Origin of the sequence: Lonsdalea britannica (assembly GCF_002111595.1) — a bacterium.
GTDB lineage: Bacteria > Pseudomonadota > Gammaproteobacteria > Enterobacterales > Enterobacteriaceae > Lonsdalea > Lonsdalea britannica.
Genome location: NZ_LUTN01000004.1, coordinates 271437 through 290164 on the forward strand (window position 1 = coordinate 271437; position 18728 = coordinate 290164).

Below are 18728 nucleotides of genomic sequence, written 5' to 3' on the forward strand. Positions count from 1 at the left end.
AATGGCAAAGGCAATAAATAAGCATTCTCTGTAATTGCATACCAAGGGAATATTAACGCGCCTCAGCCATCTACAGGCGGCCTGTGCAGAAGATCCACCATACATCATAGTGGATAGAGAGAAAGGGCCGCTGAAAGGACATTTACCAGGGGAAACCCGGCGTTCGTCGGGTTGACAACCGCGGACATCATCCCCAGCGAGCGCGGGCAGCCGTCTTGGAACCACGACGAAGAGAAAAGGATAAGCAGGAAATGCCCGCCCGATGAAACAGACCTTCGGGCGGGCCGGGCAACAAAAGCGACTATCGGCGTAGCACCTCGCTCAGCGCCTGAACGCAGGGCGACTCAAGCAGCGTAATATGATTGCCCTCGCCATAGCCTCCCTGCAGCGTCGGCACCACCGCCTGCCACTCCGACAGTTGCTGTGGGGAAGCCTCCTTCTCCATCACCAAATAGGGCGCTATCGAAGGCAACGCCGTGGGGCGATAGGCGGTACGGATATTGGTGGAAAAGACACGATAAATACTCGCCAGCGCCTCCACCTTCGTCTGTTGCGGGAATATTTCCTGAGCGATCAGACGCTCCAGCATGACCTCTAACCGACGAGGCAACGTCAGGCTGGCGAGGTACTCCTCGGTGAGTCCCAGAGAACTTCCCCTCATTTCGAAGAGCCTGATCAATAACATCAGCGCCTGCACGTCCGTATGTTCTCGCGCCGCGGGCGCGGGGGCATCGGAATCAACCAGCACCAGCGATGTGAGCAGGGTTCCCGCGCTCTCCAGTCTGGCCGCCATTTCCAATGCGACCCAGCCGCCGAACGAATGCCCCAAGAGATGCACGGTTTCCGTCAAAGGATAACGGCTTAGCGCTTGCTGATAGCACGCAGCAGCCGACTCTACGCTCGAGTGGGGCACCTCATTGCCCCACAGCCCACGCGGCTGCAATCCCAATACCGTCCAGTCGCCGGGCAGCGTCTGCACCAGTGCGTTGAAAGCAAAAACATTATCGCCCGCGCCGGGAATACATAACAAAGTCGGTCCTGCCCCGCTCCCCGCCTGCAGTACGACCAGTGGATCGTCGCTGCGCGCCCTTTCTGCGCGGCAAGTCTGCAACGCCGCGCTAATCGCCTGACCCACCTCCTGCACGTAAGGTTCCGAGACTAAGCGCCGATGATCGCCGGGAACCGGAATACGGTGAATGGCCGACGTCGGTAACAGGCGATCCCAGCCAAGATAGCGCCCGCCCTCGGTGGGCTCATCCTGAGCGATAAACAGATCCAGCGTCAGCGGCAATGTCGGCGCCCGATACTGCGCTCGCAGCAATGCCAACCGATGACGCAGCCAGCCACGGTAATAAGCAGGCGACCAGTTCGCCGGGAAAATTCCCGTCTCGCGCCCAAGATCATAATGATCTTCCAGCCGTCCTCGCCGCGCCCGCGCAATGGCATCCGGGTTGACGGCAATGGCGCCATGAGCGATAGCATCCAAATCGCCGCGGACCAGAAACGCCAGCATCTCCTCCTCGTCAGTCATCGCCAGCAACTCATCCAGCGAAGCGACGAAGCCCTGCGGCGAGTCTGGCCACCGGGTGTCCAGCATACCCAGAAATTCAACCTGTTGATCCTGACCCAACAGCTGCGCCGCGATTTCGTACGCCAGCGTACCGCCAAACGACCAGCCAAGCAGCCGATAAGGCCCCTCGGGCTGAGCCAAACGGATGATGCGGACATAGCGTGACGCCGCGGCCTCCAGCGTCATGAAAGGCGGCTGGCTGCAATCCGGTCCTGGCAAGCCGTAGACCGGAATCTCATCGCTGATACAAGCGGCCAGCAACGGCCCATAGAACAGTTCGCCGCTCGCCTCCGGCACAATGAACAGCGGTCGCTGCTCTCCCGTCGCACGAAACGCAACGGCCGTCTCGCCGCCGCGCTCCACCTGCGGGCTTTGGCTCTGCTCTGCCAGCGCCTGCAATTGCGGCGCTGCAAACAACGAGGACAGCGTCAGATGTATACCTGCTTGTCGCGCTTGATTGACAAGCTGCAAGGCCAGCAGTGAATGTCCTCCTAACGCAAAAAAGTCGTCGTGACGGCTCACCTGCTCCACGCCCAGTAAGCGTTGCCAGATCTCCGCCAGCACGCGTTCGCTATCTCCCCGCGGTGCCTCATAACCGCATCGCGCTCGCGCGCTGTCGTCCGGCGCAGGCAACGCGGCGCGGTTCACTTTCCCATTGGGAGTTAGCGGCATAATATCCAACTGCACATAGGCGGAAGGCACCATATAGGCGGGCAGGCGTCCGCCCATTAGCGCCTGTAGCGAGGCAATGTCGACTTCCGGTCGGGATGCGGTGAAGTAGGCCACCAGCTGTTTTTCCTGAGTGGCCGTCGTCCACACCATCACCACGGCCTGCCGCACTTCGTCCAGCGCCTGCAGTGCCGCCTCGACCTCCTCGGGTTCGATGCGGAAACCGCGAATCTTCACCTGAAAGTCGTTGCGTCCCATGAACTCGATGGTGCCATCGGGCAGCCACCGCCCCAGATCGCCCGTCCTGTACATCCGCGCCCCCGGTTCAGTGGCGAAGGGGTCTGGCAGGAAGCGCTCGGTCGTCTGCTCGTCAAGGTTCAGGTAGCCGCGCGCCACGCCGGCACCGCCGATATAAAGTTCGCCGCTCACGCCGACGGGAACCGGTTGGCGATAACGATCGAGGATGTAAATCGTGGTATTGGCGATCGGTCGACCAATCGGCATGCTTCCCATTTCAGGAGCCGCGTCGTTCATGCGGAAAGCCGTAGCGTAGGTGGTGGTTTCCGTCGGCCCATACATATGCAGGAAGTTCTGCGGCGGCCCGACGCGCAGCACCCGACGCACAAACGTCAGATCGAGCGATTCGCCGCCGACCATCAGGTAACGCAGGCGGGGAAGCACCGGTTGCAGCGTGTCGGCATATTGGTTGAACAGCGCAATGGTCATAAAGACGATACTGACCCGCTGCCGTTGGATCTCTGCCGCGAAGCGCACGGGATCCAGCACCGTATCCTGACTGAACAGCACGATACTGCCGCCGTTAAGCAAAGGTCCCCATATTTCCATCGTACTGGCGTCGAACGCCGGATTGGCAAGGCAAGCCACGCGATCGCTCCGTCGGAAATCCGCATATCCGTTGTTGATGGCTAGCTTCGCAATATTGCGATGCTCCACCATCACGCCTTTCGGCCGCCCGGTGGAACCGGAGGTGTACATGATGTAGGCGAGTTGGGCCCCGCCGCACGCCACGGCCGCGCTGCGATCACACTCAGCGTCGCCAGCCGCGTTCGGCGGCGGACAATCGACGTTCACCACCGCACACTTATGCTCGATACCGTCGAATGCATGGCGCGTTTTCGAATCCGTTATCAACACCTCGGCAGCGCTGTCGCGCAGGATAAACTGCAGATGCGCCTGCGGATAGCCGCTATCCAGCGGCACATAAGCGCCGCCGGCCTTAAGCGTCGCCAATATCGCGACGATCAGCTCCCCGCTGCGCGCCAGCGCGATAGCCACCCGGCTGCCGGGCCGCACGCCAAGCGCCGCCAACCGCGCAGCCAGTTGATTCGCTCTCGCGTTTAACTCGCCGTAACTTGCCTGTTGCTCGCCGCAGATGAATGCCTGCGCTTCGGGATGCCGTAACGCCCGGGCCTCAAACAGCGCAGGCAGACTCTCACGCATCGGGTATACCGTCCGCGTCTGGTTGACGTCGACCAACACCCGCTGCCGCTCGCCAGAAGAGAGCAGCGACAACGCCTGCACCGGTCGATTCGGCTCGGCCACCATGCCTCGCAGCAGCCGTACCCAATAGCGCACATAACGCCGTACGGTGGCCTCATCGAACAACGCGGTCGCATAATTCAGATGCCCCGCCACGCGATCGCCCTCCTCACGCAATTCCAGAATGAGATCGCACTGGGCGGTCGCTGTTTCGTGATGTAACGGCGAAAGCGTTAGCCCGGGCCACTCGGCAGATTCAACGGGCAAATTTTGCCACGCCAACATCGCCTGAAAGACCGGTCCATGCGACAAACTGCGAGCCGGAGCCAACGCCTCTACCACCTGTTCGAAGGGGATCTCCGCATGCGCCTGCGCGGCCAGCAGCGTTTCCCTAATCTGCGCGATGAGCGCGACAGTATCGGGATCGGCGGACATATCGACGCGCAGCGCCTGAGTATTCACAAACATGCCGATGAGCGGCTCAAGCTCGCGCCGGTTACGCCCGGCAATCGGAGTGCCGATGACCACATCGTCCTGTCCTGACAGCCGGCTCAGCAATGCGGACCAGCCTGCCAGCAGCGTCATAAACAGCGTCCCGCCGCAGCGCTGGCTCAAGGCTTTCAGCGACTGCGTCAGCGCGCTATCCAGTTCCACCGCCGTATTGGCGCCGCGGTAGTCTTGCACCTGAGGTCGGGGGCGATCGCCTGGCAGCGTCAGACAATCCGGGATCCCCTGCAACTGCGTCACCCAATAGGCCTGCTGAGCCTCAAATCCCTCGCTCTGCATCTGTTCGCGTTGCCACTCGGCGTAGTCGCCGTATTGGATCGCCATCACCGGCAGCGGGTCGGGTTGGCCCTGTATAAAGGCGGCATACAGCGTGCGCAGTTCATTCATCATCACGCTCAGCGACCAGCCGTCGGCGATAATATGGTGCAGCGCCAGACGCAGCCAATGCTCCCGCGCCGATACCCGAATCAGCTGCCCTTGCGCCAGAGGACCAGCCGTCAGATCGAATTCAGGCATAAACGACGAGTACAGATCGTGCTGTTCGTTCGCCGTCGTTATCTGCAACGGGAATCCCCGGTCTTCCGACTCCACCACCTGTACCGGCTCGCCATCGCGGCACTCGATGTGCGTCCGCAGCGCCGCATGGCGGGCAACGATACGATCGAGCGCACGCTGTAGCGCCAAGACATCAAGCGTCCCCGCCAGTTTAATCCCCCCGGCAATGACATAGGCCGCGCTGGCGTTGGCATCCCGCTGCGTCAGGAACCAGATTCGCCGTTGAGCCAAAGACAGCGGCGGCGCGTCTTGCGTCCTGCGCGGAATAATGGGCGTCAGATCGCTCTGCGTCGTCGCGTCCAGCACGGCGGCGACCTCGTGCAACGCAGGACGCGCAAACAACGTCGCCAGAGACAGCTCGCGCCCCAGCTCGTCACGCAGTCGCGAAATCAGCTGCACGGCCAGCAAAGAGTGTCCGCCCAGCGCGAAGAAATCGTCGTATCGGCTGACCTTTTCCACGCCCAGCAGCGACTGCCAGAGCGCCGCCAACGTGGTCTCCCGTTCGCCCTGCGGCGCGGCATAGGGCTGATGCGCAAACGCGGTTTGATCCGGGATCGGCAACGCTTTGCGATCGACCTTGCCGTTCACGGTGAGCGGCATCTCCGTCAGCGCCATCCAGGCCACCGGCAACATGTATGACGGCAGTCGGGCGCTGAGCCGTTCACGCAGACTGTCCGCGCAGATCCCCTGCGGATCGTCGCTGGTGTAGTAGGCGACCAACCGTTTTTCCTGCGTCTGTCTCGTCAGGGTCACGGCGTCGACCACCGCTTCGCGGATCCCTTCGCAGGCCAGCAGCGCCGATTCGATCTCCCCCAACTCCACGCGAAAACCGCGGATCTTCAACTGGAAGTCATTGCGTCCGAGGTAGTCGATCGTCCCGTCGCTCCGCCAACGGCCCAGATCCCCGGTGCGATACATTCGCGCTTCCGCCTCCTGCGCAAACGGATCGGGCAGGAAGCGTTCGTCGGTCAAATCCGGACGATTGACGTACCCGCGAGCAACCTGCGCGCCGCCGATAAACAGTTCGCCGCACACTCCCGGCGGCACCGGCTCCCCCTGACCGTCCAGAATATACACATGGGTGTTGGCGATAGGCCGCCCAATATGCAGCGCCGGCTCGTCTTTGCGAATGATCCCTGAAGTGGCGACAACCGTGTTTTCCGTCGGGCCGTAGTTGTTGAACAGGGTAAATCGCGCTCCGGCGGGCGGGCGGCGTTTCAGCCTGTCGCCACCGACCAGCAGCGTCCGCAGCGCAGACGGCGCCATATCACGCGCGAAGGCTAACTCAGCGACGGGCGTCGGCAAAAAGCTGACGTCCAGCGGCTGTGCCGCCCACCATGTCAGCAGCCGCTGCGGATCGCGTGAGATCTCCGGCGTCGGCATCACCAACCGGGCTCCGACCGACAGCGGTGGCCAGATCTCCCAAGCCGCGGCGTCAAATCCCAGTCCCGCCACGCTGGACGACATATCTTGCGCCCGTAGATCGAACGCCTCTTGGTGCCAGTGAACCAGATTGACGACATGCCGATGTTCAACCATCACGCCCTTCGGCTGGCCGGTCGAGCCGGAGGTGTAGATGAGATAAGCCGGATGATGAGGCGTCAGCCCCAGCGTTTGCGTCGGCAGATCGTCCTGCGGCGACTGCGCCCAAGGTCGATGTTCCCCTTCCAGCAAGACCCGCGTCACGGCGGATGGCAGCGCCCCTAAACGATCGTGGACATCGCGACTGCTCACCAACACCTGCGGCGCGCTGTCTTTTAGAATATAACTCAGTCGTTCCATCGGCAGCGCCGGGTCCAGCGGCACATAAGCGGCCCCGGACTTCAGCGCCGCCAGCAGCGCGACGATCAGATCGCAACCGCGATCCAGCGCGATCGCAACCCGGTCACCCGGACCGACGCCCTGAGCGTTAAGCCAGTGCGCCAGCTGATTGGCCTGCGCGTTCAATTCGCCGTAACGCAGGCTAAGGCCGCCGCAAAGCACCGCCTGCGCGTCCGGTTGACGGGCCGCCTGCGCCTCGAACAGGGCATGCAGACAGCCGCCGGTGGGATAGTCGGCGCGCGTGGCGTTGAAGTCGCACAGCACCTGACGACGTTCCTCCTCGGACAATAGCGGCAACGCCGTTACCGGCGTCGTCGGCGAAGCCACCATGCCGGCGAGCAGCCGCTGCCAGTAGCCGAGATAACGGCGTACCGTGCTTTCATCGAACAGCGCCCGGGCGTAATACAGCCCTCCGCTGAGCGCTTCGCCTTGTTCGCTCAGAACCAGACTGAGATCGAATGGAGAGACCGTCGCCTCATCTTGCAGCGGCGTCACCGTCACACCCGGCAACGTCAGCGCCGCTTCCGGCATATTCTGTAGCGTCATCATGACCTGGAAAATCGGGCTATGGGACAGGCTACGGGATGGCGCCAGCGTCTCTACGACCTGCTCGAACGGAATGTCGGCGTGCGTCTGCGCCGCTTGCGCGGTCGCTTTCACCTGTGCCAGCAGCGTGATGGCGTCCGGTTGCGCCGACAGATCGACGCGCAGCGCCTGCGTGTTAACGAACATGCCGATCAGCGGCTCGACCTCGCGGCGAGGGCGGCCTGCGTTAGGTGAACCGATCACCACATCCTCCTGACCCGACAGTCGGCTCATCAACGCCGCCCACCCCGCCATCAGCGTCATATACAGCGTGGCATTCCCACGCTGGCTCAGCGCTTTCAGCGACGCCGTCAGTCCGGCGTCCAGCGACACCCTCACCCGGCCGCCGCGGTAGTCTTGCTGCTGCGGTCTGGGGCGCTCGGTCGGCAACGTCAGACATTCAGGCACGCCGCGCAGCTGTTCTGTCCAATAGCGCTGCTGCGCCTGCATCCGGTCGCCGCAGAGAGACTGCCGCTGCCAGGTCGCGAAGTCCCCGTACTGGATCGGCAGCGCGGGCAAAGGATCGTCTTTTTGCTGATGAAACGCGGCATACAACTCGCCGATCTCCTTCATCAACACGCCGATAGACCACCCGTCGGCGATGATGTGGTGCAGCGCCAGCCTTAGCCAGTGCTCTCCTTCAGACACCGTGACCAGCTGCGCCAGCGCCAGCGGTCCTGCCGTAAGATCGAACGTCGGCGAGAAGCTTGGTGGATTGCGCGGATCGTCGACGTTAACGACGCTGAGCGGAAAACCTCGCGTCTCTGTCTCAATCACCTGCGCAGGATGACCATTGCGTACCTCGATATGCGTACGTAACACGGCATGCCGCGCATAAACGCGATCCAGCGCCTGCCGGAGCGCCAGCACATCCAGCGCCCCCTCGAACTTCACGCCGCCCGACAACACATAGGCCGCCCCCGCCGCCGCATCCATCTGGCTCAACACCCAGATTCGGCGCTGCGCCAACGACAGCGGCGCGTCTTCACCGGCTTTCAAAGGGGGAATATCGGCCAGCGTTTCCTGCGATGCGGCATCCAGCGCCGTAGCCAACTCGCCGATCGTCGGATGGGCGAACAACGTCGCCAGCGGCAGCGCCCGACGCAGCGCGTCCTGCACTTGGGCCACCAGTTGCATCGCCAGCAATGAGTGCCCGCCTAGCGCAAAGAAGTTGTCGTGACGACTCACCTTCTGCACGCCGAGCAGCGACTGCCAGATCGCCGCCAGCGTCGCTTCCGTCTCCCCCTGCGGCGCTGCGTAGGGCTGCTGCGCATAGGCTGACGCATCCGGGGCGGGCAACGCCTTGCGATCGACCTTGCCGTTCGGCGTCAGCGGCACACTCTCTAACGCGACCCACGCGGCGGGCACCATGTAGTCAGGCAGACGCGCGATCAACGTCGTGCGCAGTTCATCACCGGTGAGTACGCTATCGGCCTCGGCCACGTAGTACGCGACCAGTCGCGCTTCCTCGCGGTCTCCGCTGATCGCCGTCACCACCGCCTCGCGTACGCCTTTGCAGGCCAGTAACGCCGACTCAATCTCGCCCAGCTCGATGCGAAAACCCCGGATTTTGACCTGAAAATCGTTACGCCCCAGATATTCAAGCGCGCCGTCGGAGCGCCAGCGTCCCAGATCGCCGGTTTGATACAGGCGGGCATCGCCATCGTCGCAAAAAGGATCGGGCAGGAAGCGCTCCGCCGTCAGATCGGGACGCTGGAAATAGCCCAAACTGACGCCATCGCCGCCGATATAAATCTCCCCCGGCACGCCGGGCGGCACCGGCTCCCCTTCCGCATCCAGCAAATAAATTCGCGTATTCGCAATGGGATGACCAATCGGTATCGACGCATCCTCAGCGCCGATACGCCACGTCGTCGACCAGACAGTGGTCTCGGTCGGACCGTACATGTTCCACAGTGCATCGACGCGCGGCAGCAACGCCGCCGCCAACGTCGGCGAAAACGCCTCACCGCCGATCAACCCCGTCAAGCCGGAGGCACCCTGCCAACCGGCCGCCAGCAGCAGCTTCCACGTGGCGGGCGTGGCTTGAAATAAAGAGATCCCCTCTGCGTTCAGATAATGCCCCAGCCGCTCGCCATTCCGCCGCAGATCGTCGTTCGCCAGATGCAGCTGACCACCCGCGATCAACGGCAGGTAAATCTCCAGAACGTGAATATCAAAGGAGACGGTGGTGACCGCCAGCAGCCGGGTCTGCGACGAAGCCTGATGCTGACGCCGCTGACAGTGCAAAAAATTCACGACGGCCCGGTGCGGCACCGTCACGCCTTTAGGGCGGCCGGTCGAGCCGGAGGTGTAAATGAGGTAAGCCGGATGACGCGCCGTCACCCCGCGATCCTGTGGGGCCAGATTGGCCTCGGAACACCGCGTCCACGGGCCAGCGTCATCGTCACAGGTCAGTAGCGTGGCGGAGTCAGGCAGATCGCCCAAGACTCCGCGAGTGGTCCGCGAGGCGATCACCGCCACAGGCGCGCAGTCATGCAACAGCGTGCTGAGTCGCGCCTGCGGCTGCGCCGGGTCCAACGGCACATAGGCGGCTCCCGACTTAAGCACCGCCAGCAGCGCGGCGATCAACGCGGGACCGCGCGGTAGCGCCACGACGACGCGGGTCTCCGGGCCGGCCCCATGTTCGACGAGCCAGTACGCCAGTTGGTTAGCCCGCCTATTGAGCTCACCGTAGCTCAGCGCCTGACCGTCGAATACCACGGCGATCGCGTCAGGCCGCGCGGCGGCCTGAGACTCGACCAACTCATGCACGCAGCGTCGCGAGGATAATCCGCCTGCGTCGCATTGACCTCGTCCAGCCGCTGCCGCCGTTCATCGGCGGACAGTAGCGGCAGTGACGTCACCGCACGGTCCGGCTGCGCCACCATACCGCGTAGCATCCTCACCCAGTAGCTCAGATAACGCCGTACGGTGCCTGCATCAAACAACGCCGTCGCATAGCACAGCGTCCCCTCGCACCGCCCTTCGGTTTCCGTCAGCGTCAGATTCAGATCGACCTGCGCCATCGTGCTTCGCCCTCCAACGGCAAAGTCACAAGGTCGGGTAACGTGAATGGCTGCCGAGGCGTATTTTGCAGCGACAGCATCACCTGAAACACCGGGCTGTGGGACAGACTGCGGGTCGGCGCGACCGCTTCCACCACCTGCTCGAAAGGGATATCCGCGTGACGCTGCGCCGCCAGCGCCGTGTCCCGAATCTGCGTCAACAGCGCGGGCGTGTTCAATGGCGACGAGAAATCGACCCTCAGCGCCTGGGTGTTGACGAACATGCCGATCAGCGATTCGACTTCACGGCGATGACGCCCGGCCGTCGGCACGCCGATGACGATGTCGTCCTGTGCGGACAGGCGGCTCATTAACGCCGCCACCCTCCCAGCAAGGCCATGAACAGCGTACCACCGTGGCGCTGCGCCAGCGCTTTCAGCCCGTTCACCAGCGGCGCCTCCAGCGTGACCGCCGCACAGGCCCCATCGACATCCTGCATGCGCGGACGCGGGCGATCGCTCGGCAACGCCAGACACGTCGGCGCCCCCTGAAGCTGCGTCCGCCAGTAGCGACGCTGGACCTCCAGCCTCTCGCCGCTCAGCTGCGCCTGCTGCCACACGGCATAGTCGGCATAGTGAATCGGCAGCGGCGACAAAGGGTCAGGCAGCCCCTGGCTGAAAGCCGTATAGAGGACGTTCAACTCCCGCAGGAAAATCCCGAGCGACCATCCGTCTGCGATCAAGTGGTGCAACGCAATACGCAGCAGGTGCTCGTTGTCTCCCAGATACACCAGCTGCCCGCCGACCAGCGGTCCTTGCTCCGGCTCCGGCCGAAACGTGAAAGGCGGTAGAGGTTCCGACGCATTCGATAACGTGCGTATTTCCAGTGAGAATCCGATGTCGGCAAGGCCGATGTGCTGACGCGGCGTACCCGCCGCGTTCACCACCCGCGTCCGTAACGCCTCATGACGAGCGACGATACGGTCCAGCGCCGCCCGCAGAGCGACAAGATTGAGCCGACCGCGGAGGCGATAGGCTATCCCCAGAAGATAGCGTTCCGGCGCCTGCGACTCCATTTGCGACAGAAACCATAGCCCGCGCTGAACGGGCGCGAGCGGCATCCCGCCCTCGACGCGCGGCGCGGGAAGGAGGGATTCTCGCTTGCCTGCGGCCTTCGGCTTCATCCCTTTGGCTTTCGCCAGCGCCAGCAGTTTGGCCTTTTGCTCCCGAGACAGGGGCGGGACCGTTGAGGGGGTGCCTTCCGTATTCTGCATTATTCTTCTCCTTCCATAGAGGCCGCCATGTCCAGCAGCTCAGCGATATCAAACTGTTCGATGCTCAGGTCCAGAATCCGCTCGCTAAGCGCGCTCAGACTCGGATGGGCAAACACCTCGGCTAACGGCACGTCGACATCCAGCTCAAGCCGGAGTCGAGAGACCAGCTGCACCGCCAGCAGCGAGTGCCCGCCCAGCTCGAAAAAGTTGTCGTGACGACCGATACGCTCGACGCCCAGCAACGCCCGCCAGATAGCCGCCACGGTTAACTCGGTATCGTCCTGCGGCGCCTCGAACGCCGCACGAGCGAAGGCTGCGTCGTCGGGCTCCGGCAGGGCATGACGGTTCACTTTGCCGTTCGGCGATAACGGAAACTCCGCCATGGCTACCCAAGCTGCTGGCACCATATACGCGGGCAAGTGCGCCACGAGATGAGCGCGCATGGACTCGATATCCGCACCTCCCCGGAAGTAAGCCACCAGCCGTTTTTCTCCGCTACATTCGCGCGGAACCACCGCCGCCGCCTCAACGCCCGGACATCCACTCAGGCAGGCTTCCACCTCGCCCGGCTCGATGCGGAACCCGCGGATCTTGATCTGATCGTCGTTGCGCCCCAGATAGTCGAGGACGCCGTCCTTGCGCCAGCGCCCCCGATCGCCGGTTTTGTACATGCGGGCATCCAGGTCTGTGGAGAAGGGATCTTTCACAAACCGCTCGGCGGTTAGCGCCGGTTGGTTGAAATAGCCTCGCGCCACGCCGACGCCGCCGATATAGATCTCCCCCGTGACGCCGACAGGCACAGGCTCCCCTTTTTCATCCAGAACATAGAGTCGGCTGTTGGCGATGGGACGCCCGATGGGCGGCTGGGACACGCCATTTGATAAGGTCGCCGGACAGACGAATTCGCTCGTCACATGCGTTTCCGCCGGACCGTACTGATTGTGCAAGCGGACATTCGACGATCGTTGGAACAGCGCGCGTACATCCGGACCGAGGCGCAGCGCCTCACCGCTGGCGATAATGTCCATCGACGGCGGAACGCGTCCCGAACTGCGGTACATCTGCGCCAGCGCAGGCAATACCGAAGGGGGAATGAAGGCCCGCTCGACGCGATGCTGCTCCAGCAGATCCGCCAGTCGCGGCATATCGAGCCGCACGTCGTCCGGGACAACGACCAACCGCCCTCCGCCCGTCAACGCGCTGAGGATCTCCTGGCTCGCGACATCAAAACCGAAAGAAGCGAACTGCAACGTGACGCCGACGGGGCGCTGGTTCTGCCAATGGATCATATTGACCAACGCAGCGTGCGGCATCGCCACCCCTTTGGGGCGGCCGGTCGATCCAGAGGTATAAATGATGTAAGCCAGGTGACGCGGAGACAGCCCGATCGCATGCGGATCAGGATTACTACACGCTGAAGCGGCCCACGCGGGTTCATCCGCACTCAGATCGACCAGCGGCGGCAGCGCGGAACAGGATGACAGCGCAGATCGCCCTGTGTCGTCGCACAGAACCGCCAGCGGCGCGCAGTCGGCGATCATATGAACCAAACGCTCGGTGGGATAAAGAGGATCAAGCGGGACATAAGCGCCGCCTGCCTTCAGAATGCCCAGCAGCGCCACAACCATGTCGGCCCCCCGCGCGACGCAGATCGCCACACGATCGTCCGGACGCACGCCCTGATCCATCAGCCAGTGCGCCAACCGGTTGGCCCGCTCGTTCAACTCGCCATAACGCCATCGCCGCTCGCCGCAAATGAGCGCCGTCGCCGTCGGCTGCCGACGTGCCTGCATCTCGAACCGTTCATGCAAACAATGGTCGGCTGGATAGTCGGATTCCGTGGCATTGAACGCCGTCAGCACCCGCTGCCGCTCGGCGGCAGAAACCAGCGGCAGTGTCGTGACCGGCTGCATCGGCGATGCCGCCATTCCTCGTAATAGCCGCAGCCAGTAGTCCAGATAACGTTGCGCGGTGTCCTCATCAAACAGCGCGGTGGCGTAATACAGCGTCCCTTCCAGCCGCCCGTTCGTCTCACGTAATTCCAGATTCAGATCGAACTGGCAGGTCGCCGTCTCGTTAGGCAAAGGCGACAGCCGTAACCCCGGTAGCTCCAGCGTCATCTCCGGCAGATTGTGCAGCGCCAACATCACCTGGAAGATCGGGCTATGAGACAACGTACGCACCGGCGCGACCGCTTCGACCACCTGTTCGAACGGAATATCCGCCTGGCTTTGCGCCGCCAGCGTCGTGCTCCTAACCTGCGCCAGCAGCGCCGCCGTGTTCATCTCGGGCGTCAAGGCGACTCGCAGCGCGAGGGTGTTGACGAACATCCCGATCAGCGGTTCGATTTCCTGTCGATCGCGCCCGGCGATCGGAGAACCGATGACGATATCGTCCTGGCCTGAAAGGCGGCTCATCAACGCTGACCAGCCGGCCAACAACGTCATGTAGAGCGTGCACCCATGCCGCTGACTCAACATCTTCAACGCCTGAGTCAGATTGGCGTCCAGCGTCAGGGTTTTATACGCCCCGGCAAAGCTCTGCACCGGCGGACGAGGCCGGTCCGTCGGCAGCGTCAGATGGTCAGGCGCGCCGCGCAGCTGCTCGACCCAGTAGCGTTGCTGCGTTTGCATTCTCGCCCCCTGCAAGTGCCGCCGCTGCCAGACGGCATAGTCGCCGTACTGCACGGGCAGCGGCGGCAGCGGATCGGCTTGCCCCTGACTCAATGCGCGGTACAAGGTACACAGCTCGCGGATCAAAATACCGACTGACCAGCCGTCAGCGATGATGTGGTGCAGCGCCAACCTCAGCCAGTGTTCCCGCGAGGAAAGACAGACCAGTTGTCCCTGCGCCAGCGGACCGGCCGTGATAGACATCGACGGCATGAACGGTTCCGGTCGCGTCTGGCTGTCGCTCATCTCAAGCCGCTGCAGGTGAAAACCGCTCTCCACAGGCCCTATCGCCTGCACATCTACACCGTCTCGGTGAACGATGTGCGTACGCAGGGCCGCGTGACGCGCCACGATACGATCCAATGCCTGTTGCAAGGCGGCCTGATTCAGATGACCCTGTAGCCGGATGCCGCCGGTGATCATATAGGCTGCGTTTGCCGCCGGATCCATCTGCACCAACAACCACAGGCGTTGCTGCGCCAGCGACAGCGGAGGTTCAGCCGCCGTCTGAGAAGAAATCGCCGGAAGTGGCGGCACTTTCCTGTCGCCTAGCGACGCCGCCATCTCGCACAGTGTGGGATGCATAAACAACGTTTTCAGGTCCAGTTCTCTGTGCATATCGCTGCGTATACGTGAGATCAACTGCACCGCCAGCAACGAATGCCCGCCCAGCAGGAAGAAGTTATCCCGACGTCCCACCGTCTCCATGCCCAGCAGCGCTTGCCACAGGGCGGCCAGCGCCGGTTCTACCCTGCCCTGTGGCGCTTCATAATGCTGCCTCGCAAACGCGCTTTCATCCGGCGCAGGCAGCGCAAGCCGGTCCACTTTGCCATTCGCCGTCAGCGGCAGGCTTTCCAGCGCGACCCAGGCCGTCGGCACCATGTATTCAGGCAATCGCGCCAGCAGCTGTTCGCGCAGCGTGTCGATATCAGGCGCCTTCGCACGATGATCCACAAGGTAGTAGGCGACCAGCCGTTTCTCCTGAACGGCAGTCGCCTGCGCGACGACGATGGCTTGCTGGATGCCGTCGCAGTGCAGCAAAGCATCTTCGATCTCGCCCAGTTCGATGCGAAAACCGCGGATCTTGACCTGAAAATCGCGACGTCCCAGAAATTCGATCGTGCCATTCGCACGCCAGCGTCCCAAATCACCGGTACGGTACAGCCGCGCATGCGGTTCGGAGGAAAATGGATCGGGAACGAAGCGCTCAGCGGTGAGTTCTGGACGATTGAGATAGCCTCTCGCCACCTGTGCGCCGCCGATATACAACTCCCCGCACACCCCTACTGGCACCGGCTGCATCCGCGCATCCAGAATGTAGGTTTGGGTGTTGGCGATAGGACGACCAATGTGCAACAACGGCTCATCGGCGCTGATTTCTCCGGAGGTCGCCACCACGGTATTTTCGGTCGGTCCGTAGTTGTTCATCAGGGTGAAGCGCGCGCCGGCATAGGGCTGGCGGTTCAGACGATCGCCGCCGACCAGCAGCGTGCGCAGGGTGGCAGGCGCCACCTCGCGAACAAACGCCAGCTCGGCGACGGGCGTCGGCAGAAAACTCACGTCAAGCGGCTGTGCGCTCCACCACGCCAGCAACTGATCGGGATCGCGCGAGATCGCCGGCGACGGCAATAACAACCGTGCGCCTACCGACAGCGCGGGCCAGATTTCCCACGCCGCCGCGTCAAACCCCAGCCCCGCCAGGCTGGAGACGCGGTCCCACGGCCGGAGGCAAACGCCGCGCAGTGCCAATGCACCAGATTGATGATGTTGCGATGCTCGACCATGACGCCTTTCGGACGCCCTGTCGAACCCGAGGTATAAATGAGGTACGCCAGATGACACGGCGTCAACCCCAGCGCCGCCAACGGAATATTTTCCTGCGAGCAGCGCGTCCACGTGCGGGCATCGCCGTCAATGACCAGCGTATGAGGGTCGTGCGCCCGTGCGCCGAGTCGGCGGCACAGCGCATGGCCGGTGATGATCGCCTGCGGCCCGCTGTCTTGCAGCAGATAGGCCAGACGTTCGGTCGGCGTCGCCGGGTCAATCGGCACATAGCGCCCCCGGCCTTGAGGGTCGCCAGCATCGCGACGATCAGATCGCAGCCTCGCTCCAGTACGATCGCCACTCGGCCGTCCGGGTGAACTCCCCGTTCGATCAGCCCATGAGCCAGCTGGTTAGCGCGTCGGTTCAGCGCTCCGTAACTCAGCCGCTCTCCGTCGCACTCCACCGCCGTCGCGTCGGGCTGTCGCTCCGCCTGCCCCTCAAAGAGCAAATGCAGGGCATCGCCGACCGGGTAGTCGGCCCGGGTGGCGTTGAAGCCGAACAGCAGTTGGCGACGCTCGGCATCGGTCAACAGCGGCAGCGTCTGCACCGGCTGGTGCGGATCGGCCGTCATGCCCCGCAACAGCGCATGCCAGTAGTCCAGATAACGTTGGGCCGTCGCAGCATCAAAGAGTGCGGTGGCAAAGTAGAGCCGTCCTTTGATCCGACCGCCGACCTCACGAAGATCCAGGCTGAGATCGAATTGGGCCGTCTCTACGTCTTCCGTCAGCAGGGACGTCTTTAGTCCCGGCAGCGCAAACGCAATGTCCGGCGTATTCTGCAACGCCAACATGACCTGAAATACCGGGCTGTGGGCCAGACTGCGGGCGGGCGCGAGCATCTCCACCACCTGTTCGAATGGAAGATCCGGATGCCCTGCGCCGCCAACGTCGTCGCTTTCACCTGCGCAAGTAGCGCGACGGTATCCGGCTGTTCCGACAGATCGACGCGCAGCGCCAGCGTGTTGACGAACATACCGATCAGCGGCTCTAACTCTTGACGATCGCGACCGGCTACCGGGCTGCCGATCACGACATCCTCCTGACCGGACAAGCGACTCATCAGCGCCGACCAGCCCGCCAGCAACAGCATAAACAGCGTCGCGCCGTGATGCTGACTGAGCGACTTCAAATCCTGCGTCAGCGACTGATCCAGCTCAATATCCACGCTGGCGCCGCGATAGTCCTGCATCGGCTGACGAGGTCTATCGCTCGGCAGCGTTAGGCAGTCCGGGATCCCGCGCAGTTGCTGCGTCCAATAAGCCTGCTGGCTCGTAAAACATCGCCCTGCATATGGCGCTGCTGCCAGGCCGCGTAGTCACCGAATTGGATCGCCAGCGGCGGCAACGGATCGCCGTTTCCCTGACTGAACGCGGCGTACAGACTTTGCAGCTCCTGAAGGAAAATGCCGACCGACCAACCGTCGGCGACCAGGTGATGAAACGACAACCGCAGACGGTGCGACTGTGGGCCGACCGCCGTTAATTCGCCGTGCGCTAATGCTTCCGTGACCCGTTCAAAGGCCGTCGGATCGTCTGCCGTTATCCATCGAAGCGGGAACCCACTCCCTGCCGAGGCGATAACCTGCACCGGCGTGCCGTCACGCTCGGCAATGCGGGTGCGCAGCGTGGCGTGCCGCGCCACGATGCGATCGAGCGCCTGCGTTAACGCCGCGACATCAAGCGCCCCCTGTATCTGGATCGTGAATGAGATAACGTAGGCCTCCCGCGCGGTTTCATCCATTCGCGAGAGGAACCACAGCCGTTGCTGAGCCAGAGACAGCGGAGGATGAATGCCCTCCGCCACCGGTACGATGTCGGGCAAACGGCCGGTCGGCGCGAGGTCTAACGCCGCTGCCAGCTCATGCAACACTGGACACTCAAATAGGGCCGCCACCGGCAGTTCCCGCTGCAGTTCGCTACGCACGCGGGAAATCAACTGCACCGCCAGCAGCGAATGACCTCCCAGCGCAAAGAAGCTGTCATGGCGCCCGACCTGCGCCACGCCCAACACGGAGCGCCAGATCGCCGCCAGCGTCGTTTCCGTGTCGCCTTGCGGCGCTTCATATGCCTGATGTTCAAAGGCATCCCGATCCGGCGCGGGCAGCGAGCGGCGGTCCACTTTGCCGTTCGACGTCAGCGGCACCGCGTCCAACGCCACATACGCCGACGGCACCATAAAGGCCGGTAAGCCTTTACCGAGCTGAGCCTTGAGCGCATCCGTCGCCAGAACCTGTCCGCGCCGATCCGCCACGTAGTAGGCGATCAGTTGCTTGTCCTGCGTTTTCGTGCTCATGGCCGTCACCACGGCGTGTTTTACCCCGTCGCAGGCTTGTAGCGCAGCTTCGATCTCCCCGAGTTCGATACGAAACCCACGGATCTTGACCTGAAAATCGTTACGCCCGAGGTACGCTACCGTGCCGTCTTCCCGCCAGCGGCCCAGATCGCCGGTGCGGTACATACGCGCGCCTGCCTCTCCGCAGAACGGGTCGAGCGGGAATCGCGCTTCCGTCAGCGCAGGCTGATTCAGATAGCCCCGCGTCACCCCGGCGCCGCCGACATACAGCTCGCCCGTCACGCCCAGCGGCACCGGCTCGCCATGACCATCCAGCAGGTATAACCGCAGGTCCGGCAGCGGCTTGCCTATCGGGCTTTCCCCCGCAGGCATCTCTGCCGACAGCGGACAGTGCGTCACATGCACCGTCGTTTCGGTGATGCCGTACATGTTCACCAGCTGCGTTTCCGCCTC

The 18728-nt window shown here is 63.1% G+C and carries 7 protein-coding genes and 1 pseudogene; all 8 read right to left on the reverse strand.

The window, feature by feature from the left end:
• Positions 1–301: 301 nt before the first annotated feature.
• The gene (locus AU509_RS05465; protein WP_094117840.1) at positions 302–9982 is read right to left on the reverse strand and encodes a non-ribosomal peptide synthetase; all 9681 of its coding nucleotides are present in this window, start codon (positions 9980–9982) and stop codon (positions 302–304) included.
• Positions 9907–10236, reverse strand: coding sequence for a condensation domain-containing protein (locus AU509_RS05470; protein WP_094117841.1), 330 nt, complete (start codon positions 10234–10236; stop codon positions 9907–9909). Before AU509_RS05470 ends, AU509_RS05465 begins: the two co-directional genes overlap by 76 nt.
• Entirely contained in the window at positions 10218–10586 is a 369-nt protein-coding gene (locus tag AU509_RS05475; RefSeq protein WP_094117842.1) for a condensation domain-containing protein, read from the reverse strand. Before AU509_RS05475 ends, AU509_RS05470 begins: the two co-directional genes overlap by 19 nt.
• Positions 10586–11488 carry a condensation domain-containing protein gene (locus AU509_RS05480; RefSeq protein ID WP_094117843.1) on the reverse strand — a complete coding sequence of 301 codons (903 nt, stop codon included), beginning with the start codon at positions 11486–11488 and terminating at the stop codon, positions 10586–10588. The genes AU509_RS05475 and AU509_RS05480 overlap by 1 nt, the downstream gene beginning before the upstream one ends.
• The gene (locus AU509_RS05485) at positions 11488–15909 is read right to left on the reverse strand and encodes a non-ribosomal peptide synthetase (protein ID WP_176223455.1); all 4422 of its coding nucleotides are present in this window, start codon (positions 15907–15909) and stop codon (positions 11488–11490) included. Before AU509_RS05485 ends, AU509_RS05480 begins: the two co-directional genes overlap by 1 nt.
• Positions 15804–16822, reverse strand: a pseudogene (locus tag AU509_RS05495) (AMP-binding protein). The gene AU509_RS05485 and the pseudogene AU509_RS05495 overlap by 106 nt, the downstream one beginning before the upstream one ends.
• Positions 16723–17289, reverse strand: a complete 567-nt coding sequence (locus AU509_RS05500; RefSeq protein ID WP_322788423.1) for a condensation domain-containing protein — start codon at positions 17287–17289, stop codon at positions 16723–16725. Before AU509_RS05500 ends, AU509_RS05495 begins: the two are co-directional and overlap by 100 nt.
• Positions 17202–18728, reverse strand: a 1527-nt coding sequence (locus AU509_RS05505) for a condensation domain-containing protein (protein ID WP_139824022.1), incomplete at its 5' end; no start/stop codon positions are given. The genes AU509_RS05500 and AU509_RS05505, both read right to left, overlap by 88 nt.